Source organism: Pseudomonas sp. F9001, assembly GCF_013385435.1.
Lineage (GTDB): Bacteria > Pseudomonadota > Gammaproteobacteria > Pseudomonadales > Pseudomonadaceae > Aquipseudomonas.
The window spans coordinates 85226-108713 of sequence record NZ_JACAPX010000013.1 but is presented as its reverse complement, the minus strand read 5'-3'; the positions used below and the strand labels follow the sequence as shown (position 1 = coordinate 108713).

Here is a 23488-nt window from a genome sequence, read left to right as displayed (position 1 = left end):
TTGGTTTGTGTCCGGCTGTTCTATGTCACTTGGCTTGTAGCTTGGCGGCAATCGCAGCCATCAGCATTTCGCCGATGTTCGTGCCAAATGCGTTGTCGATCTCGCGAATACAGGTCGGGCTGGTGACGTTGATTTCGGTGAGGTTCTCGCCGATTACGTCCAGTCCTACGAACAGCAGGCCTTTTTCGCGCAGGGTCGGGCCGACTTGGGCTGCAATCCAGCGATCCTTGTCCGTCAGCGGGCGGGCTTCACCCCGGCCACCGGCGGCCAGGTTGCCGCGGGTCTCGCCGGCGGCCGGAATGCGCGCCAGGCAGTAAGGCACCGGCTCGCCGTCGATCATCAGGATGCGCTTGTCGCCGTCCTTGATCGCCGGAATGTAGGCCTGGCCCATGATCTGCTGGGTGCCCAGCGCAGTCAGGGTCTCCAGGATCACCGACAGGTTCGGGTCGCCGGCGCGGTGGCGGAAGATCGAGGTACCGCCCATGCCGTCCAGCGGCTTGAGGATCACATCGCCGTGCTTGGCGGCGAATTCACGCAGCACATCGGCGCGGCGGCTGACCACGGTCGGCGGCGTGCATTGCGGGAACAGCGTGGCGAACAGCTTTTCATTGCAGTCGCGCAGGCTCTGGGGCTTGTTGACGATCAGCACGCCCGCGCGCTCGGCCTGCTCCAGCAGGTAGGTGGAGTAGACGAACTCCATGTCGAACGGCGGATCCTTGCGCATCAGGATCACGTCGAGGTCGCTCAGGGGGCTGTCGATTTCGTCTTGCAGCTCGAACCACTTCTCGGGGTTGGCAAACACCTGCAGGGGGCGCATCCGCGCCCGCGCTTCACCGTCGCCCTGGTAAAGGTCCGGCTGCTCCATATAGAACAGGCTCCAGCCGCGGGCCTGGGCGGCCAGCAGCATGGCCAGCGAGCTGTCCTTTTTATAGGAAATGCTGGCGATAGGGTCCATGACAATGCCGACGCGAACGCTCATGGGGGATTTCCTCTAGCAAATAAGGGCGCATAAAAGTGGCGTCAGAGTGGCGCTGCGGCTGTTGTGGGTCAAGGAAAAACCACCACGCGGGTCGGCCGATAGATTGCGTTCTGAGACTGTGCTAAAAAGGCTGCCATGGCACATCAGCCCTTGAATTCCGAGGCTTTTGGCGCTCGTCCTGTGCAACATCAGGCAGTACACACCGAAAACCTATTCGCTGTGGCGATGGTAGAGCAGATATGGAACAGCATTCCAACGCCTTGAAAGTGATGGTGATCGACGATTCGAAAACGATTCGCCGCACGGCCGAAACACTGTTGAAGAACGTAGGGTGCGACGTCATCACGGCCATCGACGGTTTCGATGCCCTGGCCAAGATTGTTGACCATCATCCACACATTATCTTTGTCGACATCATGATGCCGCGCCTGGATGGCTATCAGACCTGCGCGCTGGTGAAGAACAACCCGGCGTTCAAGTCGATCCCGGTAATCATGCTGTCCTCCAAGGATGGTCTGTTCGACAAGGCCAAGGGGCGCATCGTCGGCTCTGATCAGTTTTTGACCAAGCCTTTCAGCAAGGAAGAACTGCTGAGCGCGATCAAGGCCTATGTACCGGGCTTCGCCGCAGTAGAACAAGCACACTGACGGGGGCCCCACGAGGGCTTGCGTCTACTAGATAAGTGGGGAAAACCATGGCACGTGTTCTGATCGTCGACGATTCGCCGACTGAAATGTACAAACTGACCGAAATGCTCGAGAAGCACGGTCACACCGTCCTCAAGGCCCAGAACGGCGGCGATGGCGTTGCGCTGGCCCGTCAGGAAAAGCCGGATGCGGTGCTGATGGATATCGTGATGCCGGGCCTCAATGGCTTCCAGGCCACCCGTCAGTTGACCAAAGATGCCGAGACCAGCCACATCCCGGTGATCATCATCACCACCAAGGATCAGGAAACCGACAAGATCTGGGGCGAGCGCCAGGGCGCCAAGGATTACCTGACCAAGCCGGTAGACGAAGAAACCCTGATCGCCACCCTGAACAAGGTGCTGGCCGGCTGACGGCACGTTCCCATGACCGAGTCGCAAACCGCCTTCGAGCTGCTGCTGGACATCGACCGCCGCTGCCGCTTGCTGGCTGCCGACCTGCCGTCCCAGGAAACCCGGCTGCTCAGCTGGAGTGGGATCGGGTTTCGCCTGGGCGAACACTGGTACGTGGCGCCCATGGGCGAGGTGGCGGAAGTGCTGCACGAACCGCGCTGTACCTTGATGCCCGGGGTCAAGCCGTGGATCAAGGGCGTGGCCAACCTGCGGGGGCGCTTGCTGCCGGTGATGGACCTGGGCGGTTTCCTTGGCCTTGAGCTGTCGGTGGCGCGCAAACAACGGCGGGTGCTGGTGGTGGAGTATCAGGACGTGTTTGTCGGCCTGTTGGTGGACGAGGTGGTGGGCATGCAGCATTTCGCACAAGACGCGTTGTCGACGAGCACCGCAGGCGGCGCGCCGTTTATCCAGGGCCAGTTCGACGGCGACCAGCTGTGGCAGGTCTTCAGCCCCTTCGCCCTGGCCCAGGCTCCAGGTTTCATGGATGTCGCCGCATGAGTACCGTCACCCCGGTCAAACCCCAGGAAGCCTCCCGCAGCCGCTCGCAGATCATCGTGCTGTTTATCGCGCTGATCGTGTTCATCATGCTGCTGTTCGCCAACTTCGCGTACCTCAACACCCAGTCCACCTACGACAAACAGTACATCGGCCACGCCGGTGAGCTGCGGGTGCTGTCCCAGCGCATCGCCAAGAACGCCACCGAGGCTGCCGCCGGCAAGGCGGCGGCGTTCAAGCTGCTGGGGGATGCGCGCAACGATTTTGCCCAGCGCTGGGGTTACCTGAAAAAAGGCGACCCGGCCACCGGCCTGCCCGCTGCACCCACCGCCGTGCGTGCAGAAATGCGCGCCGTGCAGACCGACTGGGAAGCGCTGCTGAAAAACGCCGATGCGATTCTGGCCAGCGAGCAAACGGTGCTGTCGCTGCATCAAGTGGCCGCGACCCTGGCGGAAACCGTTCCGCAGTTGCAGATGGAGTCGGAAAAGGTTGTCGATATTCTGCTGCAACGCGGCGCACCGGCCAGCCAGGTAGCGTTGGCCCAGCGCCAGTCATTGCTGGCCGAACGCATCCTGGGGGCGGTAAACACCGTGCTGGCGGGGGACGAGACTGCCGTGCAGGCCGCCGATGCCTTTGGCCGCGATGCCAGCCGTTTCGGCGTGGTGCTCAGTGGCATGCTCAACGGCAATCCCGGGCTGCGCATCACCCAGGTTGAAGACCACGACGCCCGCGCCCGGTTGGCGGAGATTTCCGAGCTGTTCGAATTCGTCTCCGGTTCCGTGGACGAAATCCTCGAGACCTCGCCGCAGCTGTTCCAGGTGCGCGCCTCGGCGAGCAATATCTTCAACCTGTCGCAAACCCTGCTGGACGAAGCCTCGCACCTGGCCACCGGCTTTGAAAACCTGGCGGACGGGCGCACTTTCGACACCATCGGCGGCTACGTGCTGGGCTTGCTGGCGCTGGCCTCGATCATCCTGATCGGCCTGGTGATGGTCCGCGAGACCAACCGCCAGTTGCGGGAAACCGCCGAGAAGAACGAGCGCAACCAGAACGCGATCATGCGCCTGCTGGATGAGATTGAAGACTTGGCCGACGGCGACCTGACCGTCACCGCCTCGGTCACCGAAGACTTCACCGGCACCATTGCCGACTCCATCAACTATTCCGTGGACCAACTGCGCGACCTGGTGGCCACCATCAACCTCACTGCCGGCCAGGTGGCTGGTGCGGTGCAGGACACCCAGGCCACCGCCATGCACCTGGCCCAAGCGTCGGAGCATCAGGCACAGCAGATTGCCGAAGCGTCCACGGCGATCAACCAGATGGCCCAGTCCATCGACCAGGTGTCGGCCAACGCCGCCGAATCTTCGGCAGTGGCCGAGCGTTCGGTAGAGATTGCCAACAAGGGCAACGAGGTGGTGCACAACACCATCCACGGCATGGACAACATCCGCGAACAGATCCAGGACACCGCCAAGCGCATCAAGCGCCTGGGGGAATCGTCCCAGGAAATTGGCGACATCGTCAGCCTGATCGATGACATCGCCGAGCAGACCAACATCCTCGCGCTCAACGCCGCGATCCAGGCGAGCATGGCCGGTGATGCCGGGCGTGGTTTTGCGGTGGTGGCCGATGAGGTACAGCGCCTGGCTGAGCGTTCTTCGGCGGCGACGCGACAGATCGAAACCCTGGTGCGAGCGATCCAGACGGATACCAACGAAGCCGTGATTTCCATGGAGCAGACCACCACCGAAGTGGTGCGCGGTGCGCGGCTGGCCCAGGACGCCGGGGTTGCGCTGGAAGAGATTGAAGGCGTGTCGAAAACCCTGGCGGCGCTGATCCAGAGTATCTCCAACGCGGCGCAGCAGCAGACGTCGTCGGCGGGGCAGATTTCCCTGACGATGAACGTGATCCAGCAGATCACCACTCAGACTTCGTCGGGCTCTACGGCCACTGCCGAGAGCATCGGCAACCTGGCAAAAATGGCCAGTCAGTTGCGGCGGTCGGTGTCGGGGTTCACCTTGCCGGCGGCGAAGCGGGTGGATGAGTGAAATGCGCCCTCGAAAACACCGAAAAGCAAATGTGGGAGCGGGCTTGCTCGCGAATGCGGTGTGTCAGTCGCCGACGCTTTGTCTGACCCACCGCATTCGCGAGCAAGCCCGCTCCCACAGTTGATCTCCTTTGTTTTGAGATCGGTGTACGCATGACCCAGCACTACCAGCAACTCATGAATTCAGACGGGAGCGGTTATGGTTGATCGGCACGACTACGTGGCCCTCGAATGGGTCAAGGGCGAAATTGCCGAAACCCTGAAACAGGCCCGCTCGGCGCTGGACGCCTATGTTGAAGAAAGCAGCAGCGAGGCCATCGGCCAGTGCCTGGAATGCATCCATCAGGTGCATGGCAGCCTGTTGATGGTCGAGTTCTACGGCGCGGCCCTGTTCGCTGAAGAAATGGAACAACTGGCCCTCGCCCTGCAAGGCGCGCGCGTCAGCCAGCGCGACGAAGGCATTCGCCTGCTGCAACAGGGCCTTGGCCAACTGCCGCTGTACCTCGACCGCGTACACAGCGCCCGGCGCGACCTGCCCCTGGTAGTGCTGCCGCTGCTCAACGACCTGCGCAGCGTGCGCGGCGAAAGCCTGCTCTCGGAAACCAGCCTGTTCAGCCCGCAACTGCTGGTGATCCCGCCGCTGCCCGAAGACGCCCTGGCCCAGCGCACGCCAGAGGATTTCCCCGAACTGCTGCGCCAGTGGCGGCAGATGCTGCAACAGGCGCTGGTCGGTTTGCTGCGCGAAGACCACGGCCCCAGCAACCTGGAAGACATGGCGCGGGTCTTCGCCCGCCTCGAAGCCCTGTGCCATGGTGCGCCGCTGTTACCGTTGTGGCAGGTCACCTCGGCGCTGGTGGAAGGCATGCTCATTGGCGTGGTTGCCAACAGCCCGGCGTTGCGCAGTTTGCTCAAGGCCTGCGACAAGCCACTCAAGCGCCTGCTGATCCAGGGCATCAACGGCATCAATACCCCGGCCCCGGATGAGCTGCTCAAGAGCCTGTTGTTCTACGTCGCCAAAGTCACCCGACCGACTCCACGGATGCAAAGTTTGAAAGAACGTTATGGCCTCGATGAAGCTTTGCCCGACAGCGCCGTGGTGGACGCCGAACGCGCCCGCCTGGCCGGCCCGGACCGCGACGCGATGGGCTCGGTGCTCGGCGCGTTGTGCGAGGAGCTGGTGCGGGTCAAGGAACGCCTGGACCTGTTCGTACGCAGCGACCGTCAGCACGCCTCGGACCTTGAGGCGTTGCTGGCGCCGCTGCGGCAGATCGCCGATACCCTGGCGGTATTGGGCTTCGGCCAGCCGCGCAAAGTGATCATCGACCAACTGGCGGTGGTACTCGGCCTGGCCCAGGGGCAGCGCGAACCCAACGATGCGGTATTGATGGACGTTGCCGGTGCGTTGCTCTACGTCGAGGCCACGCTGGCCGGGATGGTCGGCACTGTCGAGCCGGAGCGCCGCGAAGAAAGCCGCCTGCCTACCACCGACCTGACGCAGATCCACCACCTCGTCATCCGCGAATCCTGCCAGTGCCTGACCCAGGCCAAAGAGCTGGTGATCGACTGCATCGAGGCTCACTGGGACCTCCAGCGCCTGGAGTCGCTGCCCGAGTTGCTGACCCAGGTGCGCGGCGCGCTGGCGATGATTCCGCTGCCCCGTGCGGCGAGCCTGATGCGTGGCTGCAATGACTACGTCAACGAGCAACTGATGGTCGGCGACGCCGCACCTTCCGAGGCGCAGCTTGAGCATTTTGCCGATGTGCTCACCAGCCTCGAGTACTACCTGGAACGCATGCTCCAGGACCACGACGCCCCGGGCGAACGGGTGCTGGAAGTCGCCGCTGAAGGCCTGGCCGCGCTGGGCTATTTGCCGGCCGAAAAACCCTGGCGCCAGGCACTGCTTGAGCAGGGTGATACGCCCACGGAGCAAACCCCGTTCCTCGCCGATGCGTTGGCCAGCCCCACCTCGCGCCTCAACCCGCCGGCACTCCAGCGTCCCGGCAGCCTGCTGCCGCCGCCCGCCGGTGAAGAAGCCATCGATGATGAACTGCGGGAAGTCTTCCTCGAAGAAACCGCCGAAGTTCTCGACGTGCTGCATCGCTATGTGCCTGCCGGCACCGCCAGCCTGGAAGACAAGGCCACCCTGAGCGAAATGCGCCGCGCCTTCCACACCTTGAAAGGCAGTGGCCGCATGGTGCGCGCCCTGGTGTTGGCAGAGCTGGCCTGGGCCGTGGAAAACCTGCTCAACCGCGTGCTGGAGCGCAGCGTCGCGCCGGGCCCGGATGTGCAAGCAGTGCTGGATGACGTGTTGGAATTGCTGCCGGAACTGATCACCGATTTTGCCGACGATGCCCAGCGCCAGCGCGATGACGTAGACGAACTGGCGGCGCGCGCGCACGCCCTGGCCAGCCGTGTCGAACCGTCGGCCACAGACCCGGCCGCCCTGGACCCTCAGTTGCTGGAAATCTTCCGCAACGAAGCCCAGAGCCACCTCGACAGCCTCAACCGCTTCCTGCAACAGACCACCGAGCACCTGCCGCTGCAAGTCAGTGATGACCTGCAACGCGCACTGCACACCCTCAAAGGCAGCGCCTATATGGCCGGTGTGTTGCCCATCGCCGAACTGGCGCGCCCGCTGGATCACCTGACCCGCGAATACAAGGCCCACCGCCTGCCGCTGGACCTGGATGAAATCGAATTGCTGCTGGAGGCCGAGGCGTTGTTCCAGCGCGGCGTGCGCCAGCTGGACAGTGACCCTCACGCGGCCATCAATGGTGCAGCAGGGCTGATCGAGCGCACGCAAAACCTGCTGAACAGCCAGCTTGAAGCCTTGCTGAATGCGCCCAACACCGGCCTGCGGATCAAGCGCGACCCGCAGTTGATCGCCAACTTCCTGGCCCAGGGCATGGACATCCTGCTGGACGCCGAAAGCCTGCTGCGCCGCTGGCAACAGCACCCCGGCGAACGCCAGGAACTGAGCGCGCTGCTGGACGAACTGACCACCCTCGGCGAAGGCGCGCACCTCGCCGACCTGCACTCGATGGATGAATTGTGCGAAGCCTTGCTCGACCTCTACGGCGCAGTGGAAGAAAGCAGCCTGGCGGTCAGCGAGCGCTTCTTCCACGAGGCCGAACAGGCCCACGAAGCCCTGATCAACATGCTCGACCAACTGGCCGCCGGCCAGGAAATCAGCGCGGCGCCGGCCCGGGTACGCGCCCTGCGCGAGCTGCTGGATGAAGGCCTCGACCCGTCCGCCACCGGTTTGATCAAGACCGATGGCAGCCGCGCGCTGAGCATCTCCGAGCTGGGCGCCGCTACGGCGAAGCTCGATCAGGGTTTTGCGGTGGATGACGAGATCGTCGAGATATTCCTTGAGGAAGCGGTGGACATCCTCGACAGCGCCGGCCAGTCCTTGAAGCGTTGGCTGCTGGACCCGGATAACGCAGCGCCGCTGTCATCGTTGCAGCGGGATTTGCACACCCTCAAGGGTGGCGCGCGCATGGCTGAAATCGGCGCGGTGGGCGACCTGGCCCTTGAGCTGGAAAACCTTTACGAAGGTTTGGTGGACCGGCGCTACAGCTATTCCAGCGAGCTGGCCAATGTGTTGATGGCCAGTCATGAGCGGCTGGCGCTGTTGCTTGAGCAACTGCAACACCAGCAACCGTTGAGCGACTCCTCCGACCTGATCAGCCACTTGCGTGAGTTGCGCCAAGGCACTGGACAAGCGGCGCCCGCAGCGGCCGCCGAAGTCGAGACGCCGGGCAGTGATCCCGAGCTGCTGGATATCTTTCTCGAAGAGGCCGCCGACATCCTCGACAGCTCCGGCGCCGCGCTGTTGCGCTGGCAGGCCGAGCCGAAAAATCGCCAGGAAGTCGAGACACTGCTGCGCGACCTGCACACCCTCAAGGGCGGCGCTCGCATGGTCGAGATCGGCCCGATTGGCGACCTGGCCCATGAGTTGGAGTTTCTCTATGAGGGCTTGTCGGCAGGTTTGCTGGCGCCCTCGGCGGAGCTGTTCGCCTTGCTGCAAGGCTGCCACGACCGCCTGGCGCAGATGATCGATGCGGTGGCGGCGGGAATGCCGGTGGGCTCGGTGGACCTGCTGATCGAGCGCATCAAGAGCCTGGTGCGTCCGGCTGAAGTGACGGACGCACCGCTGGCGTTGACGGCAACCAAAACCGAGGCAGTGCCGGCCAGCGATCCGGCCGCCGACATGGTGAAGATCTCTGCCGACTTGCTGGATGACCTGGTCAACCTGGCGGGTGAAACTTCGATCTTCCGTGGGCGTATCGAGCAGCAGGTCAACGATGCGAGCGTTGCCCTCAACGAGGTGGAAACCACCATCGAGCGTATGCGCGATCAACTGCGCCGCCTCGACACCGAGACCCAGGGCCGCATCCTCAGCCGCCAGCAGGCCGAGGCCGAACGCCTGGGCTACGAAGAATTCGACCCGCTGGAAATGGACCGCCATTCCCAGTTGCAACAACTGTCCCGGGCCTTGTTCGAATCGGCTTCCGACCTGCTCGACCTCAAGGAAACCCTCGACCGCCGCAACCAGGACGCCCACAACCTGCTGCAGCAACAGGCGCGCATCAACACCGAGTTGCAGGAAGGCCTGATGCGCACGCGCATGGTGCCCTTCGAACGCATGCTGCCACGGCTTAAACGCATCGTGCGGCAGGTGGCGGGCGAGCTGGGCAAGGACGTGGAATTTATCGTCGGCAATGCCGAAGGCGAGATGGACCGCAACGTGCTGGAGCGCATGGTCGCGCCGCTGGAACACATGCTGCGCAATGCCGTCGACCACGGCCTGGAATCCCGCGATGCACGATTGCTGGCCGGTAAACCCGAGAAAGGCCGCATCACCCTGGACCTGACCCACGAAGGCGGCGACATCGTTTTCGACATGCGCGACGACGGCGCCGGCGTGCCGCTTGAAGCCGTGCGGCGCAAGGCGATCAAGCGTGGCTTGCTCGACCCCAACCTGGAAATCAGCGACCGCGACGTGTTGCAGTTCATCCTGCAACCGGGGTTTTCCACTGCCGAAAAAATCACCCAGATTTCCGGGCGTGGCGTGGGCATGGACGTGGTGCATGAAGAAGTGCGCCAGCTGGGCGGCTCGATGGTCATCGACTCGACGCCGGGAGAGGGCGTGCACTTTCGCATTCGCCTGCCGTTCACTGTGTCGGTCAACCGGGCGATGATGGTGCAGTGTGCCGACGATCAATACGCGATCCCGCTGAACACCATCGAAGGCCTGGTGCGGGTCATGCCCCATGAGCTGGAAGGGCACTATCAGCAGGACCCGCCGCGCTACGAATACGCCGGCCAACGCTACGAACTGTTCTACCTCGGCGACCTGCTGCACACCGTCGGCCGGCCGAACCTGCTGGGCCAGTACCAGCCGCTGCCGGTGCTGCTGGTGCAATGCAACGAACGGCGCGTGGCGGTGCAAGTGGACGCCATGGCCGGCACCCGGGAGATCGTGGTCAAGGGCCTGGGGCCGCAGTTTGCCGGGGTGAAGGGCGTGTCTGGCGCAACCATCCTTGGCGATGGCCGCGTGGTGTTGATCATCGACCTGCTGGCGCATATCCGCGCCCGGCCACCGGCGTTGCCGGCCCAGGCGGCGGACGCTCCGTTGATCCTCAACGACCCGCTAAAAAAGCGCCCGCTGCTGGTGCTGGTGGTGGACGACTCGGTCACCGTGCGCAAAGTCACCAGCCGCCTGCTGGAGCGCAACGGCATGAACGTGCTCACCGCCAAGGACGGCATCGACGCCATGGCCGTGCTGGAAGAGCACACCCCGGACCTGATGCTGCTCGACATCGAAATGCCGCGCATGGACGGCTTCGAAGTGGCCATCCAGGTGCGCGACGACCCGCGGCTGATGCGCATGCCCATCATCATGATCACCTCCCGCACCGGGCAAAAACACCGTGATCGTGCAATGGCGATTGGCGTCAACGACTACCTCGGCAAGCCTTATCAAGAGTCGGTGCTGCTGGAAAGCATCGCTTACTGGAGCAAGTCCCGTGCTTGATCACCGCGCAACTCAACTCACCGGCTTGCTGCTGCCATTGGCCGACCGTCACCTGTTGTTGCCCAACGTCGCCGTGGCCGAGCTGATCGACTTCCAGCGCGGCGAACCGGCCAGTGATGCGCCGCCGTGGTATTTGCGGCAGGTTACCTGGCGGGATCGGCAGTTGCCGTTGATCAGCTTTGAGGCCGCGTGTGGCGAGTCGGGCGTGGTGGGAGAGCGCGCGCGGATTGTGGTGTTGAACACCCTCGGAGGACGGCCGACGTTGAAGTTTATTGCGTTGGTGATCCAGGGGATTCCGCGTTCGTACAAGCTCGATAGCCAGTTGAGTTATGTGGACGTGCCGTTGTGCCCGCTGGAGTTGGCGGCGGTGCAGGTGGGGGAGCATGTGGCCAGGGTGCCGGACTTGATGGGATTGGAGGCGTTGTTGGTCGAGGCCGGATTGGCCTGAGTGTAACCGTCAGTCAATCCGTGCAAACCGTTCGATTTTCGGTTGATCTCGATGCTCTGCCTGCCACAGGTCATAGGCACTTTGCATCGAAAGCCACAACCGAGCTTTGCTGATACCTGCCCGTTCAAGCCTTACCGCAAGATCCGGGCTGATTGGCGCGTGTCCGTGGAGGATTCTAGAGAATGTTTCTCTGGCGAAGCCAAGGCGCCGTGCCATTTCAGTAATGGTGATGCCCAAGGCCGGGATCACGTCCTCAAGCAGGATTTCGCCAGGGTGGGGAGGGTTATGCATGTCCATATCGATGCCTTTACTCAGTGATAGTCCAAATAATCGACCAGTTCTACTTGGTCGTTGAACATCCGAAAAATAATGCGCCAGTTACCGCTGATACTGACGGACCAGTAGTCGATCAGATCGCCTTTCAATCGGTGAAACCGCCAACCGGGCATGTCCAGTTCATCACGGTGTGTGGCTCTATTCAGAACCAGCAACACACGACGCAAGCGTTTTGCATGGTCTGCGTTGATACCTTTAGTAGAACCAGTCTCAAAAAAGACCCTGAGGCCTTTATGCTTCCAGCTAACGATCATGGCGAGATTGTGATGTGATACATCACGCTCTGCAATGGCCTTGTATCAGGTTTGGATATCAGATTCATAACGCCCAATCGGTGACATGCTTCGGACCGAAAAGGCTAGAGAGACGGGTTCCGAGCAACAACCCGAAAAGTTTGTAGGAGCAATCGGCGTGCGCTTTACAGTCGGATTTTTCCTGCAACCTCTCGCGCTGTGCATGAACTTGTTGTGCCCTGCGATCGCGCCTAGTCTTCGTCCGTCATCGCAAAAAACGGTGACACGGACGTGCAAGTCCGACGAAACTGTTTAGGCGTACAAACGCCCAGCCATCCAACGGGCGTTTTTTGTGCTCGCTGCTTTATGGCGGCTGCGCGCAGGAGGTCTTCGGACCTGCTGGGTGTCCTAAACAGGCCCGGTCTTGCACACCTGCGCACGGTCGCCACCCTTATTCGCGTGCAAGCGAACGGTGGCGCTCCTTACTCATCTGTTTAGGAGTTTCATCATGTTCAAACCTACCCCCAATCCGCCCCACAGCGCTGAAATCGAACACCGCAAACTCCAGGCCGCCGCCGAGCGTGCCATGGATCATTCCTTTCCGACTTCCGCTTCATCGTCACTCTTTACCGTCACGCCCTCTCAATCCACCGAAGCCCTGCTGGCCAACGCTTCTGAAACCTTTGCCTCACTCAACGCGTTGACCTCCAACCTGGCCTTTGAATTGGAAGGTTCCCAGCGCGGTGTGGTGCTGGCCATTCAGCAGATGAGTGAGCTGGGGCAGTTACTGGTTGATCAGGCACTGGAGCAGGTTGCTCCTTCTTGCGCAGCCTAAAAACTTGATCGTTCCCAAAAAGGGACCTATCGTTCCCTTTTTGGGACTCTTCGGTCGCTGCCATGCAAACCTTGCCCCTTAGCACTGCGCTATTCACCCTGACTCAGCAGAAAGTCTTGGGTTTGCTCTTTGGCAAGCCCGACCAAAGCTTCTTCACCAATGAAATCGCCCGCTGGGCAAAGGTGGGCAAGGGCAGCCTGACCCGCGAGCTGGAGCGTTTGCAGTTGGCAGGCATCCTGACCTTGACGCGCCAGGGCAACCAAACCCACTACCAGGCCAATCCGCAGTGCCCCATCTACTCGGAGCTGGTGGCCATCGTGCGCAAGACCCTGAGCCTGGACGAGCCATTGCGCAACGCACTGGCTCCATTTGCCGCGCAACTGAAGTGGGCATTTATCTACGGTTCCATCGCCAAGGGCGAGGCGCACTCATCCAGTGACATAGATCTGATGCTGATCGGCGAAAACCTCAACTACAGTGAAGTCATGGAGCAGCTCATGCCGCTGGAAGAGCAACTGGGCCGCACCATCAACCCGACGCTCTATACCCCCGAAGACTGGATCGGCAAATGGAATGCCGGTAACAGTTTTGTGCAAAGGGTGGCGGAGCAGGACAAGATCGACCTGATTGGGGAAAACCCCGTGGAGTCCAAGGATGGACAGCAAGGCCAACCTGGAGAACCTGCAACGTAGTGGTGGCTTGAAGGCAGAGCCGCCGGATCGCAAGGAATGTGATGGGTTGATGCGCTCTGCCCGTGATCGATTGAAGGACGCCAAAACCCCGCAATTATCTTTCGCCAGCCGTTTTGATTTGGCTTACAACGCGGCCCACGCAATCGCCCTCACAGCCTTGCGCTTGCACGGCTATCGCTCGGACAAGCGCTATCTGGTGTTCCAATGCCTGCTTCATACCACCGCAGCCAACAAGGTTCAGGTAAGACTGTTTGCGCTATGCCACGAGCGCCGCAACCTGGCGGAATATGAAGGGTATATGGATGAGGATGAGGGGTTGTTGGAGCAACTGATTGCGCATACTCAAGCGCTATTGAAGGAGGTCGAACAGTGGGTGACTAACCAGAAATAGCGGCTTGGGTGATGAAGCGAGATCAGTCCCAAAAAGGGACTGATCGTTCCCATTTGGGGACTTCTGCGCACGTTCTCCCGAACAGCGCTGAGCAAATGTGGGAGCGGGCTTGCTCGCGAATGCGGTGTGTCAGTACCCGATTTATCAACTGACCCACCGCATTCGCGAGCAAGCCCGCTCCCACATTTGAACTGTGTTGAGCCCGAGCCTCAGCATTTGCTGATCAACCATTACTCCAATCGTAATGGTTCACCGCGCAGCTTGATTGATGCCCCCCCAATACCCTCCTAAGGTACAGCCCACGACAGCAAATCCCGTGGAGCGACCATGACAACAACAACTTCCCCCGACTCGCGCTGGACGCGGCGGCGCGATGAGAAGCAGCGCCGCCTCGCATTGGTGCGATCCTTCGCCGATGGCGCCGTGCTCCCCAGCGAGCGCATTGTCGAAGCTCTGGAAGCCCTGATCCTCCCCGGCGACCGTGTGGTGCTGGAAGGCAACAATCAGAAGCAGGCCGATTTCCTCTCGCGCTCCCTGGCCAAGGCCGACCCCGCCAAGCTCCACGACCTGCACATGATCATGCCCAGCGTCGGCCGTTCCGAGCACCTGGACCTGTTTGAAAAGGGCATCGCCCGCAAGCTGGATTTCTCCTTCGCCGGCACCCAGTCCCTGCGCATCAGCCAGTTGCTGGAAGACGGCCTGTTGGAAATCGGCGCGATCCACACCTATATCGAACTCTATGCACGGCTGGTGGTGGACCTGATCCCCAACGTGGTCCTGTCGGCCGGTTTCATGGCCGACCGCGCCGGCAATATCTACACCGGCCCGAGCACCGAAGACACACCCGCGCTGATCGAGCCGGCCGCCTTCAGCGATGGCATCGTCATCGTCCAGGTCAACCAGTTGGTGGATGACGTCACCGACCTGCCTCGCGTTGATATCCCGGCAAGCTGGGTCGATTTCGTGGTGGTCGCTGACAAGCCCTTCTACATCGAACCGCTGTTCACCCGCGACCCACGCCACATCAAGCCCGTGCATGTGTTGATGGCGATGATGGCGATCCGCGGCATCTACGAAAAACACAACGTTCAATCGCTGAACCACGGCATCGGCTTCAACACTGCCGCCATCGAATTGATCCTGCCGACCTACGGTGAATCCTTGGGCCTGAAGGGCAAGATCTGCCGCAACTGGACGCTCAATCCACACCCGACTTTGATCCCGGCTATCGAAAGCGGCTGGGTCGAAAGCGTGCATTGCTTCGGCACCGAACTGGGCATGGAAAACTACATCGCCGCTCGCCCGGATGTGTTCTTCACCGGCCGCGACGGCTCGCTGCGTTCCAACCGGATGTTCTGCCAACTGGCCGGCCAGTACGCGGTGGACCTGTTTATCGGCGCCACCTTACAGGTCGATGGGGACGGGCATTCCTCCACCGTCACCCGTGGCCGCCTCGCCGGCTTTGGCGGTGCGCCGAACATGGGCCATGACCCACGCGGTCGCCGCCACGGCACACCCGCCTGGCTCGACATGCGCCACGACGACGCTCCCGAGGCCTTGCTCGAACGCGGCAAAAAGCTCGTGGTGCAGATGGTCGAGACCTTCCAGGAAGGCGGCAAACCCACCTTTGTCGAAACCCTCGACGCGGTGGAAGTCGCCCGCAAAAGCGGCATGCCCCTGGCGCCGATCATGATCTACGGCGATGACGTCACGCACCTGCTCACCGAAGAAGGCATCGCCTACCTGTACAAGGCCCGTTCCCTGGAAGAGCGCCAGGCGATGATCGCCGCCGTGGCCGGGGTGACCGCCATCGGCTTGCGCCACAACCCCAAGGACAGCGCACGCATGCGTCGCGAGGGCTTGATTGCGCTGCCCGAAGACCTCGGCATCCGCCGCACCGATGCCACCCGCGAGCTGCTGGCCGCCAAGAGCGTGGCCGATCTGGTGGAGTGGTCCGGTGGCTTGTACAACCCGCCCGCCAAGTTCAGGAGCTGGTAAATGCACGCACTCAAACTGCACGACCTGACGCTGGCCGAACGCCTGGCCGACATGGCCGCCGACGCGTTGATCGATGAGGCAGACCTGTCGCCGAAACCCGCCCTGGTAGACCGTCGCGGCAACGGCGCCCATACCGATTTGCACCTCGGCTTGATGCACGCCTCGGCGCTGTCGCTGTGGCCGGCGTTCAAGGAAATGGCCGAGGCCGCTGTCGAATTTGGCGAAGTCGGTTTGCCCCTGCGTGAAGCCCTCGGGCGCATCGGTCGCGAAGGTGAGCAGGTGATGCTCGTCACCACCAGCGGCGTAAATACCCATCGCGGTGCGATCTGGGCCCTCGGCCTGTTAGTCGCCGCTGCCGCACTGCAACCCGAATCCTGCACGGCCAGCGCGGTGACGTTGCGCGCCGCCCGCCTGGCCTTGCTCAACGACCGTTACGCACCGCAACCGCTGAGCCACGGCGCCCAGGTCGCACAACGCTACGGCGCACGCGGTGCCCGCGAAGAAGCGCAATTGGGCTTCCCGTCGGTGCTGCAACGCGGCCTGCCCCAACTGAAGAAAAGCCGCCTGCAGCAACACGGCGAACAGAACGCGCGCCTCGACGCCTTGCTGGCGATCATGACCGACCTGGCCGACACCTGCGTGCTCTACCGCGCCGGCCCTGAAGGCTTGCAGGCCATGCAACAAGGCGCCCAAGCGGTGCTGGACGCCGGCGGCAGTGCAAGCCTCGCCGGCCGCCGCCAACTGCATGAGCTGGACCAGCAACTGCTGGCGCTGAATGCCTCCCCCGGTGGCGCCGCCGACCTGTTGGCCGCCTGCCTGTTTATCGACCGCCTCGACGGAGCGCTGTGATGGAAACCTTATCCTTTGAATTTCCCGCCGGGCAGCCCGCCAAGGGCCGCGCGCTGGTAGGTTGCGTCGGCTCCGGCGACCTCGAAGTGCTGCTGGAACCGGGAACCGCCGGCACCCTGACGATCCAGGTGCAGACCTCGGTGAACGGTGCGCAGCTGCGTTGGCAGCATCTGTTCGAGCGGATCTTCCAGGAACAGACACCCCCCGCATTGAACATCGATATCCACGACTTCGGCGCCACACCCGGCGTGGTGCGCTTGCGCCTGGAGCAAGGCTTCGAGGAGATCGGTCATGACTGATTTGCTGAACAAACACAGCTTCGTCGAACTCGGCGCCCGGCAACGGGCCAAGGCCTTGCTCGACGCGGGCAGCTATCGCGAACTGATCGACCCGTTCCAGCGCGTCATGTCGCCGTGGCTGAGCCGCCAGGGCGTGGTGCCGCAGGCAGATGACGGCGTGGTGATCGCCAAGGGCAGCATCGCCGGCTTGCCGGTGGTCATCGCGGCCATCGAAGGCAATTTCCAGGGCGGCAGTCTCGGTGAAGTCGGCGGCGCGAAGATGGCCGGTGCACTGGAGTTGGCTGCTGAAGACAATCGCAACGGTATCCCTACTCGCGCCATCCTGCTGCTGGAAACCGGCGGCGTGCGCTTGCAGGAAGCCAACCTGGGCTTGGCTGCCATCGCCGATATCCACGCAGCGATTGTCGACCTGCGCCAGTACCAGCCGGTGATCGGCGTGGTGGCGGGCAGCGTCGGTTGTTTTGGCGGCATGTCCATCGCGGCAGGCTTGTGCAGTTATCTGCTGGTGACCCGTGAGGCGCGCCTTGGCCTGAACGGCCCGCAGGTGATCGAGCAGGAAGCCGGCCTTGAAGAATACGACTCCCGTGACCGGCCCTTCATCTGGAGCCTGACCGGCGGTGAGCAGCGTTTCAACAGTGGCTTGGCCGACCGGTATGTGGCCGACGACGTGGCGCAGATTCAGCAGCAGATCACTGAGTTGCTGCAACAAGGCTTGCCGGAAAACCAGCGCAGCCGTCAGGTTGATCACTATCTGGAACGCCTGGCCGCACTGAACGCCGAACCGCAAATCGACCCGGCGACGGTTCGCGATCTGTATCAGGGAGAACGCTCATGAGAGGTTTGCAGTGGTTCAACGCATTGAGCGGCGACGCAGCGCCAGTGAGCGGTTTGCCGAACTCGCTGAAAGTTGCCGACGGTGTGCTCGGTGATCAGCCAGTGCGCTTTATCGCGGTGGTCACCGACCCACAAAACCGCTTCCCTCGCGCTCGCAACGGTGAAGTCGGTTTGCTGGAAGGCTGGGGCTTGGCCAAGGCCGTTGATGAGGCGATCATCACCGGCGACAAGCGTCCGCTGATTGCCATCGTGGATGTGCCGAGCCAGGCCTACGGTCGTCGCGAAGAGGCGTTGGGCATTCACCAGGCATTGGCCGCCGCTGCCGACAGCTACGCCCGTGCCCGCCTGGCCGGTCACCCGGTGATCGCGCTGCTGGTGGGCAAGGCGATGTCCGGCGCCTTCCTCGCCCATGGTTACCAGGCCAACCGCCTGATTGCCCTGCGCGACCCCGGCGTGATGGTGCATGCCATGGGCAAGGCTTCGGCGGCGCGGGTAACCCTGCGCAGTGTTGAAGAGCTGGAAACCCTGGCTGCCAGCGTGCCGCCGATGGCCTATGACATCGACAGCTATGCCAGCCTCGGCTTGCTCTGGGAGACCTTGTCGGTCAGCCAGATCGAGCAGCCCACCACCGAAGATGTGGCGCGGGTCAGCGATTGCCTGGTGCAGGCGATCAAGGATGTGCAGGCCGGCGGTCGGGACCTGAGCGGTCGCCTGGGCGCCACTAACCGCGCGGCCTCCAGCCACGTGCGCCAACTGCTGCGGGAGCAATGGTGAACGCTCACGACTTGCTCTGGGGCATGACCCCGGCGCATGCGCCCGCTGATGCGCCGGCCTGGGTGCTGGAAGCATTGGCCGCTGGGCATCCGGTGGTGGTGCGGCGTGCCGTCGCGTCGCCGGGACAGGTAGCGGTGGGGGTACGCGGGCGCTTGCGCGAGCAGCGCTTCGCCGCCGTGATGCCGATGGCGGCGGTGCAGCGGCGCGTGGTGCCGGAAGACCTGCGCGGTGTGATCTCGCCAAGGGATTTGCCGGCGTTGCAGGCCCTCGCTCAGTTGCGACCGGTGCTGGCGGGAGAGAGTTGGGGCGTCACCGGCAGTGCGGGTTTCGAGTTGGCCAGCGGCGTCGAAGCGCTGCATGCCAAGAGCGATCTGGATTTGATTCTGCGCACGCCCGAGCGGCTTGAACGCAGCGATGCAGAGGACCTGCTGGCGATACTGGATACGGCGGTGTGCGCCGTCGACCTGCAACTGCAAACGCCGTTTGGCGCGGTCGCGTTGCGTGAATGGGCCGGTGGTTCGCGTCGCGTGCTGCTGAAGAACGCCAGCGGCGCGCAGTTGGTGCTCGATCCTTGGCAGGCCGTGGCATGAGTAGCCTCCTGGCATTCCCGGGGCAGGGCGCCCAGCGTCCCGGCATGCTCCAGCAACTGCCGCGTGCGGTGCTGGACGAAGCCAGTGCTGCCCTCAATGAGGATGTGCTTACCCTGGATTCTGCCGAAGCGCTGGCCTCGACCCGTGCCGTGCAGCTCTGCCTGTTGATTGCCGGTGTGGCCAGTGCGCGTTTGCTGGAACATACCCCTGATTACGTCGCCGGCCTGTCCATTGGTGCCTATCCGGCCGCCGTGATCGCCGGCTCGCTGGACTTTGCCGACGCGTTGAAACTCGTCAGCCTGCGCGGCGAATTGATGCAACAAGCGTATCCCCACGGCTACGGCATGACCGCCCTTATCGGCCCGGACCTGTCCACCGTCGAGGCCTTGCTTGCTCAGGTCCACAGCCCGCAAACCCCGGTTTACCTGGCCAATATCAATGCCGACAACCAGACGGTCATCGCCGGCAGCGATGAGGCCATGAAGGCGGTCGCCAATCTGGTGCGCGGCAACGGCGTCGCCAAACGCCTGGCCGTCAGCGTGCCGTCTCATTGCGTACTGCTGGAAAAACCCGCCGAGGCCCTGGCCGAAGCATTCGCCCAAGTGACACTGAAACCGCCGAGCATCACCTACCTGAGCAGCACCCGCGCCCGGCCGATCCACAACACCGAACACCTGCGCGACGACCTCGCCTTCAACATGTGCCGCATCGTCGACTGGCGCGGCACCGTGCAAAGCGCCTTCGAGCGCGGTGTGCGCCTGCATATCGAACTGCCTCCCGGTGCGGTGCTCACGGGCCTCGCGCGCCGGGTGTTCGAGCAAGGCACCGTCATCGCCTTCGAAGGCGCCCGCCTGGACACCTTGCAGGCCTTGCTGCGAGAGGAGGGAAACCATCACCGATAGAGCTCCACCAAGGCTGATGCTGGTCGGTCAAGAGATAGAGCGGGTCACCAATGACCTGTAGCGAGGGAGCTTGCTCCCGTTGGAGTGCGCAGCGCTCCGAGGATTTCAGGGCCGCTACGCAGCCCAACGGGAGCAAGCTCCCTCGCCACAGGTACGGTATTCATCTTTATCGGATCGGCATTGCCGCCCAAGGCTTTCGAAGCACAAAAACAACAATTTCGATGAAGCACTTTGAGGACAACCATCATGATTATTTACGGTGTGGCGTTGCTGGCGATCTGCATGTTGGCCGGCGTGATTCTGGGCGACATGCTCGGCGTGTTGCTGGGAGTCAAATCCAACGTGGGCGGGGTGGGGATCGCGATGATCCTGCTGATCTGCGCACGGTTGTGGATGCACAAACACGGCGGCATGACCAAGGAATGCGAGATGGGTGTCGGCTTCTGGGGTGCCATGTACATCCCGGTGGTGGTGGCGATGGCGGCGCAACAGAACGTGGTCACCGCGCTGCACGGCGGCCCGGTGGCGGTGCTGGCGGCGATTGGTTCGGTGGTGGTGTGCGGTTGCACGATTGCCTTGATCAGCCGCACGCACAAGGGCGAACCGCTGCCCGATGAAGAGCCGCTGATTGCGGCTGCACCTGTCGCGGGAGGTCGCTGATATGTGGGAACTCATCGAGAAAGGCCTGGCAAATAACGGCTTGGTCACCGCCTTTGCATTTGTCGGCGTGGTGATGTGGATTTCGGTGGTGTTGTCCAAGCGCCTGACCTTCGGACGCATCCACGGCTCAGCCATCGCGATTGTGATCGGGCTGGTGCTGGCCTGGGTGGGCGGTACCTTGACCGGCGGGCAGAAAGGCCTGGCGGATGTGGCGCTGTTTTCCGGGATCGGCTTGATGGGCGGCGCCATGCTGCGGGACTTTGCCATCGTGGCCACGGCGTTTGAAGTACAGGCCACCGAGGCGCGCAAGGCCGGCTTGATTGGTGCGATTGCCTTGCTGCTGGGCACGGTGTTGCCGTTTATTGTGGGCGCGAGTATCGCCTGGGCGTTTGGTTATCGCGATGCGATCAGCATGACCACCATCGGCGCGGGCGCGGTGACGTACATCGTCGGGCCGGTGACCGGGGCGGCGTTGGGTGCAAGCTCGGATGTGGTGGCGCTGTCCATTGCGACTGGGTTGATCAAGGCGATCCTGGTGATGGTGGGCACGCCCATGGCGGCACGCTGGATGGGCCTGGATAACCCGCGCTCGGCGATGGTGTTTGGCGGCCTGGCCGGTACGGTGAGCGGCGTGACGGCAGGCCTGGCGGCGACGGACCGGCGGTTGGTGCCGTATGGCGCACTGACCGCCACCTTTCACACCGGGCTTGGGTGTTTGCTGGGGCCGTCGGTGCTGTACTTCATCGTGCGCGGGATTGTCGGCTGACCCGAGATGTGTCGACCGCTTTTGTGGCGAGGGAGCTTGCTCCCGCTGGAGCGCGAAGCGGTCCCAATCCATTCTTCCTGAAACAACGCGGGCGCTGATTTTACGACTGCTGCGCAGCCGAGCGGGAGCAAGCTCCCTCGCCACAGGGGATCATTGTCAGGTTTGGCGGTTCGCATACATCCGGCACTCCGCCAACAGCGCGAGCAGGTTCGGGTCGCGTTCCTTGGCTTTCAGAAACACCACGCCAATGTGCTGCTGCAAACGGTAGCGCGGTTGCAGGGGAATCAGCTTCACCCGGTTCTCGTACACCGCCGCAATCCGTCCCGGCAGCAGCGCATAACCCACGCCCGAACTGACCATGCTCAGCAGGGTGAAGATGTCGTTGACCTGCATCGCCACCTTCGGCTCGAACCCTGCCTGCTTGAATACGCGGTTGCCATCCTGATGGGTGGCGAAGCCTTGGGTGAGGGTGATGAAGGTGGCGTCGCGCACGTCCGCCAGGTCGATTTCCTGTTCGCGGTCGAAGGGTGAATCGGCCGGGGTGGCGAGGAAGATGTCGTCGGAAAACAGCGCGATCTGCTCGCAGTCCGGATCGTTGGCGTGTTCGTCGAGGGAGATCAGGATCGCATCGACTTCCATGTTCTTCAGCTTGTAGAGCAAGTCGAAATTGGAGCCGAGGATCAGGTCGATGTTGAGTTCGCTGCGGCGAATCTTCAGCCCCATGATCAACTGCGGCACGGTCTTCACCGTCAGCGAATACAGCGAACCCAGCTTGAAGCGCTCGGCGGAGAAACCGGCGGCTTCGCGGGTGACCCGCACGCTGTCGACCACATCCTGCACCAGCTTCTGCGCACGCTCTTCCAGCACATAGGCGCTTTCCAGCGGCGTGAGGTTACGCCCTTCGTGCTTGAACAGCGGGCAGCGCAGGGCGTTTTCCAGGGAGTGGATCGCCCGGTGCACGCTGACGTTGCTGGTCTGCAATTCAGCCGCCGCCCGCGCCAGGTTGCCGGTGCGCATGAACGCCAGGAAGATTTCCAGCTTCTTGAGGGTGAACTCTTCGTCGATCAGCATGGGCGTGACTCTTGTTCGAATGCCGTCGATTGTGCCCCTAAAACCAGTTCACTCCCAGCCATGCGCTGCACAGGCCCAACACCACGCCGAGGATGATCAGCCAAATCGCGTTGAGCCTTGTGTAATACACCACCGCAGCGCTGGCCAGGGTCAGCACCAGGCTGGTGGCATTGTTTTCCAGGCTGTTCATCAGGATGTAGCTGGCGGCCAGGATCAGGCCGATGGAGATCGGCAGCAGGCTGCCTTTGACCCGCTGCACCCACGGGGTTTTGCTGTGTTTTTCCAGCCAGCCGGCGCCGAAGTAGGTGAGCACCGAGCAGGGCACCAGCTTGGCGGTCAGGGCCACCAGGGCGCCGGGCAACCCGGCGGCTTGCTGGCCGATAAACACCAGGAACATGCCATTGGGCCCGGGCAAGGCCTGGGACAGGGCGAAGAAGGCGACGAACTGGGCGTCGGTGATCCAGTTCATGTCGGTGACGGTGTAGCGATGGATATCGCTCAGGGCCACGGTGTTGCCGCCAATCGCCATCAGCGACCACAGCGCGCATTGGATCATCAGGTGAAACAGCACGCTCTGCATCAGCCGGCCACCTTCTGCTTGCCCATGAAGCTCAAGGCCAACGAGCTGGGAATGCAGATCAGCAGGACCATCCACAACGGCAGCACCAGCACCGCCATCAACACGAAGGTCAGGACGAACGCGCTGTAATTCGCCAGGGTCCTGGGCATGGCCTTGAGCAGGCGCAAGGTGGTGCCGAGCATCAGCCCGGTGGCGATCGGCATCACCGCGCCGAAGATCTGCTGCACCACGTCATGGCTCCACCATTTGGCATAGGCGAAGCCGGCCAGCACGGTGATCAGCGAGGGGAACAGATACAAGCCGACCACGGTCACAACCGCACCCGGCAAACCGTGCAGGCGCCGACCGTAGATGATGCCGACGTTGGCGATATTCGGCCCGGGGAAGAATTGGCCGGTGGTCAGCAACTCGTTGAAGCCTTGTTCGCTGACCCACTGCCGGCGGTCGACCATCATCTGCCGCGCCCAAGGCATCACGCCGCCGAAGCCAAACAGGCCGACCATGGCGAAGTTGTAAAACAACTGCCACAGACTCGGGTGGGGCTGGGCAGGTTCGAGGTCGGCCATG

General features: G+C 62.6%; 24 protein-coding genes. 18 read left to right on the top strand and 6 right to left on the bottom strand.

The features are described from left to right. Nucleotides 1-25: 25 nt before the first annotated feature. Entirely contained in the window at nt 26-979 is a 954-nt protein-coding gene (gene gshB / locus HX818_RS13035) for a glutathione synthase (RefSeq protein ID WP_003213738.1), read from the bottom strand. Nucleotides 980-1218: 239 nt separating this feature from the next. Between gshB and pilG the strand changes: the two genes are divergently transcribed. From pilG to HX818_RS13005, 6 genes are all read left to right on the top strand, one after another. Next, nucleotides 1219-1626: a twitching motility response regulator PilG gene (gene pilG / locus HX818_RS13030; RefSeq protein WP_003213736.1), complete on the top strand. Its 408-nt coding sequence runs from the start codon at nt 1219-1221 to the stop codon at nt 1624-1626. A gap of 47 nt (nt 1627-1673) precedes the next feature. Next, nucleotides 1674-2039: a twitching motility response regulator PilH gene (gene pilH, locus HX818_RS13025; protein ID WP_003213734.1), complete on the top strand. Its 366-nt coding sequence runs from the start codon at nt 1674-1676 to the stop codon at nt 2037-2039. A 12-nt stretch (nt 2040-2051) separates the two neighbouring features. Continuing rightward, a complete protein-coding gene (locus HX818_RS13020) occupies nt 2052-2576 on the top strand; it encodes a chemotaxis protein CheW (RefSeq protein ID WP_003213731.1) in 525 nt (174 codons plus the stop codon). Next, nucleotides 2573-4624 (top strand): methyl-accepting chemotaxis protein, encoded by a 2052-nt coding sequence (locus HX818_RS13015; RefSeq protein WP_003213729.1) that lies wholly within the window; start codon nt 2573-2575, stop codon nt 4622-4624. Before HX818_RS13020 ends, HX818_RS13015 begins: the two co-directional genes overlap by 4 nt. Before the next feature lie 198 nt (nt 4625-4822). Then, nucleotides 4823-10663: an Hpt domain-containing protein gene (locus HX818_RS13010; protein WP_177020244.1), complete on the top strand. Its 5841-nt coding sequence runs from the start codon at nt 4823-4825 to the stop codon at nt 10661-10663. Continuing rightward, nucleotides 10656-11111 (top strand): chemotaxis protein CheW, encoded by a 456-nt coding sequence (locus tag HX818_RS13005; protein WP_003213725.1) that lies wholly within the window; start codon nt 10656-10658, stop codon nt 11109-11111. Before HX818_RS13010 ends, HX818_RS13005 begins: the two co-directional genes overlap by 8 nt. A 9-nt stretch (nt 11112-11120) precedes the next feature. On the opposite strand, the gene HX818_RS13000 is transcribed toward HX818_RS13005, so the two are convergent. Next, a complete protein-coding gene (locus HX818_RS13000; RefSeq protein WP_087693245.1) occupies nt 11121-11408 on the bottom strand; it encodes a HigA family addiction module antitoxin in 288 nt (95 codons plus the stop codon). Between the two features lie 14 nt (nt 11409-11422). Beyond that, nucleotides 11423-11701 (bottom strand): type II toxin-antitoxin system RelE/ParE family toxin, encoded by a 279-nt coding sequence (locus tag HX818_RS12995; protein ID WP_087693244.1) that lies wholly within the window; start codon nt 11699-11701, stop codon nt 11423-11425. A 487-nt stretch (nt 11702-12188) separates the two neighbouring features. Here HX818_RS12995 and HX818_RS12990 point away from each other — a divergent pair, with 487 nt between their 5' ends. From HX818_RS12990 to madM, 12 genes are all read left to right on the top strand, one after another. Continuing rightward, nucleotides 12189-12515 (top strand): DUF6124 family protein, encoded by a 327-nt coding sequence (locus HX818_RS12990; protein ID WP_177020243.1) that lies wholly within the window; start codon nt 12189-12191, stop codon nt 12513-12515. A gap of 62 nt (nt 12516-12577) precedes the next feature. Further along, complete coding sequence (locus tag HX818_RS12985; protein WP_177020242.1) at nt 12578-13207, top strand: nucleotidyltransferase domain-containing protein; 630 nt, start codon at nt 12578-12580, stop codon at nt 13205-13207. After that, nucleotides 13170-13598, top strand: a complete 429-nt coding sequence (locus HX818_RS12980) for a hypothetical protein (RefSeq protein ID WP_177020241.1) — start codon at nt 13170-13172, stop codon at nt 13596-13598. Before HX818_RS12985 ends, HX818_RS12980 begins: the two co-directional genes overlap by 38 nt. Before the next feature lie 327 nt (nt 13599-13925). Beyond that, nucleotides 13926-15596 carry a malonate decarboxylase subunit alpha gene (gene mdcA / locus HX818_RS12975; RefSeq protein ID WP_177020240.1) on the top strand — a complete coding sequence of 557 codons (1671 nt, stop codon included), beginning with the start codon at nt 13926-13928 and terminating at the stop codon, nt 15594-15596. After that, nucleotides 15597-16445, top strand: a complete 849-nt coding sequence (locus HX818_RS12970) for a triphosphoribosyl-dephospho-CoA synthase (RefSeq protein WP_177020239.1) — start codon at nt 15597-15599, stop codon at nt 16443-16445. Beyond that, nucleotides 16445-16744: a malonate decarboxylase subunit delta gene (locus tag HX818_RS12965; RefSeq protein ID WP_003216806.1), complete on the top strand. Its 300-nt coding sequence runs from the start codon at nt 16445-16447 to the stop codon at nt 16742-16744. The genes HX818_RS12970 and HX818_RS12965 overlap by 1 nt, the downstream gene beginning before the upstream one ends. Continuing rightward, complete coding sequence (locus HX818_RS12960) at nt 16737-17579, top strand: biotin-independent malonate decarboxylase subunit beta (RefSeq protein ID WP_102370090.1); 843 nt, start codon at nt 16737-16739, stop codon at nt 17577-17579. Before HX818_RS12965 ends, HX818_RS12960 begins: the two co-directional genes overlap by 8 nt. After that, on the top strand, nt 17576-18352 hold the full coding sequence (gene mdcE, locus HX818_RS12955) for a biotin-independent malonate decarboxylase subunit gamma (protein WP_177020238.1): 777 nt from the start codon (nt 17576-17578) through the stop codon (nt 18350-18352). Before HX818_RS12960 ends, mdcE begins: the two co-directional genes overlap by 4 nt. After that, nucleotides 18346-18942: a malonate decarboxylase holo-ACP synthase gene (locus HX818_RS12950; protein ID WP_003216812.1), complete on the top strand. Its 597-nt coding sequence runs from the start codon at nt 18346-18348 to the stop codon at nt 18940-18942. The genes mdcE and HX818_RS12950 overlap by 7 nt, the downstream gene beginning before the upstream one ends. Then, nucleotides 18939-19844, top strand: a complete 906-nt coding sequence (mdcH, locus tag HX818_RS12945; protein WP_102370087.1) for a malonate decarboxylase subunit epsilon — start codon at nt 18939-18941, stop codon at nt 19842-19844. The genes HX818_RS12950 and mdcH overlap by 4 nt, the downstream gene beginning before the upstream one ends. Before the next feature lie 246 nt (nt 19845-20090). Further along, a complete protein-coding gene (gene madL / locus HX818_RS12940) occupies nt 20091-20504 on the top strand; it encodes a malonate transporter subunit MadL (protein ID WP_003216818.1) in 414 nt (137 codons plus the stop codon). Between the two features lies 1 nt (nt 20505). Then, nucleotides 20506-21270 carry a malonate transporter subunit MadM gene (madM, locus tag HX818_RS12935; protein WP_003216820.1) on the top strand — a complete coding sequence of 255 codons (765 nt, stop codon included), beginning with the start codon at nt 20506-20508 and terminating at the stop codon, nt 21268-21270. Nucleotides 21271-21426: 156 nt separating this feature from the next. On the opposite strand, the gene HX818_RS12930 is transcribed toward madM, so the two are convergent. The 3 genes from HX818_RS12930 to HX818_RS12920 are packed head-to-tail and all read right to left on the bottom strand — an operon-like array spanning nt 21427 to nt 23487. Then, complete coding sequence (locus HX818_RS12930; RefSeq protein ID WP_003216822.1) at nt 21427-22341, bottom strand: LysR substrate-binding domain-containing protein; 915 nt, start codon at nt 22339-22341, stop codon at nt 21427-21429. Between the two features lie 37 nt (nt 22342-22378). Beyond that, on the bottom strand, nt 22379-22921 hold the full coding sequence (locus HX818_RS12925) for a chromate transporter (RefSeq protein ID WP_087693236.1): 543 nt from the start codon (nt 22919-22921) through the stop codon (nt 22379-22381). Continuing rightward, on the bottom strand, nt 22921-23487 hold the full coding sequence (locus HX818_RS12920; protein WP_134327457.1) for a chromate transporter: 567 nt from the start codon (nt 23485-23487) through the stop codon (nt 22921-22923). Before HX818_RS12920 ends, HX818_RS12925 begins: the two co-directional genes overlap by 1 nt. Between the last annotated feature and the right edge of the window lies 1 nt (nt 23488).